This window comes from Chelatococcus albus (assembly GCF_030067675.1).
Taxonomy (GTDB): Bacteria; Pseudomonadota; Alphaproteobacteria; order Rhizobiales; family Beijerinckiaceae; genus Chelatococcus_A; species Chelatococcus_A albus.
Map to the genome: position 1 here is coordinate 1 of NZ_JASJEV010000032.1, position 1,257 is coordinate 1,257.

Here is a 1,257-nt window from a genome sequence, read left to right on the forward strand (position 1 = left end):
TGACCTGCCCCCCGCCGGTCCCTCATTCATTGTGAGAGCCCAGGGGTTTGGTAGCTGATCTCCATCGCCGGCGGTAGCGGCCGGGCGGTGGAGCTGATTACGTTGCGCAACCGCCCGGCCGCGGGGTTCAGCCGCACGGCTTCGGGGGTAAGCCCGCCGTGCGCCGAGTGTGGGCGCACGTGGTTGTAGTCGAGCCGCCAGCGCTCGATCACGGCGCGGGCCTCGGCCAGATTGGCGAAGACCTCCTCGTTCAGACACTCGTCGCGCAGCTTGCCGTTGAAGCTCTCCACGAAGCCGTTCTGTTGCGGCTTGCCCGGCGCGATGTAGTGCCAGTCGACGCCGGTGCGATTGGTCCATTCCAGCATCGCCCGGCTGGTCATCTCGGTCCCGTTGTCGCTGACGATGGTCGCCGGCTTCCCCCGCCGGGCGATCAGGACGTCCAGCTCGCGGGCCATGCGATGGCCGCCGATCGAGGTGTCGACCACCAGCGCCAGGGCCTCGCGGGTGAAGTCGTCGACGATGCACAGGATCCGGAAGCGCCGGCCCCAGCTCAGGGTGTCGGCCACGAAGTCCAGGCTCCAGCGCTGGTTCGGGCCATCCGGCAGCGCCATCGGCGCCCGTGTCCCGGTCGCGCGCTTGCGGCCACGCCGCCTTCGCACCGCCAAGCCCTCTTCGCGATAGAGCCGGAAGAGCTTCTTCTTGTTCATGCTGACGCCTTCACGCTCGAGCAGGATGCCGAGCCGCCGGTAGCCGAAGCGGCGTCGTTCCGCCGCCAGGCCCCGCAGCCGCTCCCGCACGTCCGCATCGCCTGGATCGGCCACGCGACGCACCGTCTTGGGATCGACCCGGACCAGCCCGCAGGCGCGCCTCTGCGAGAAGCCGCGCTCCGCCATCAGGCGAAGCACAGCCTCCCGGCGCGCTGCAGGCCCGGTCAGTTTTTTCCCAGAAGGTCCTTCAGGGCCGAGACGTCCAGCATCGACTCCGCCAGCAGCTTCTTCAGCCGCCGGTTCTCGTCCTCAAGCGTCTTCAGCTTCTGCGCGTCCGACACGCTCATGCCGCTGTACTTGGCCTTCCAGCGATAGAAGGTCTGCTCGCTGATCCCGTGCCGCCGACACACCTCCGCCGTCGGGCTTCCGGCCTCCTGCTCCCGCAGCACGCCGATGATCTGCGCCTCGTTGAACCTGCTCTTCTTCACGTCCGTCTCCTCTAGGTGACGGACTCTCACTCAAACCGAGGGATCAGGAAGGGGGCAGGTCA

Annotated in this window: 1 protein-coding gene; it reads right to left on the minus strand. The window is 68.0% G+C overall.

Annotation, left to right across the window (positions count from 1 at the left end; genetic code table 11):
- Positions 1-26: 26 nt before the first annotated feature.
- Positions 27-1,195, minus strand: a protein-coding gene (locus tag QNA08_RS18910) for an IS3 family transposase (RefSeq protein ID WP_422679957.1) whose coding sequence is annotated in 2 segments (ribosomal slippage) — positions 27-937 and positions 937-1,195 — 1,170 coding nt in all. Because the reading frame shifts where the segments join, the coding sequence is not laid out codon by codon here.
- Positions 1,196-1,257 lie beyond the last annotated feature (62 nt).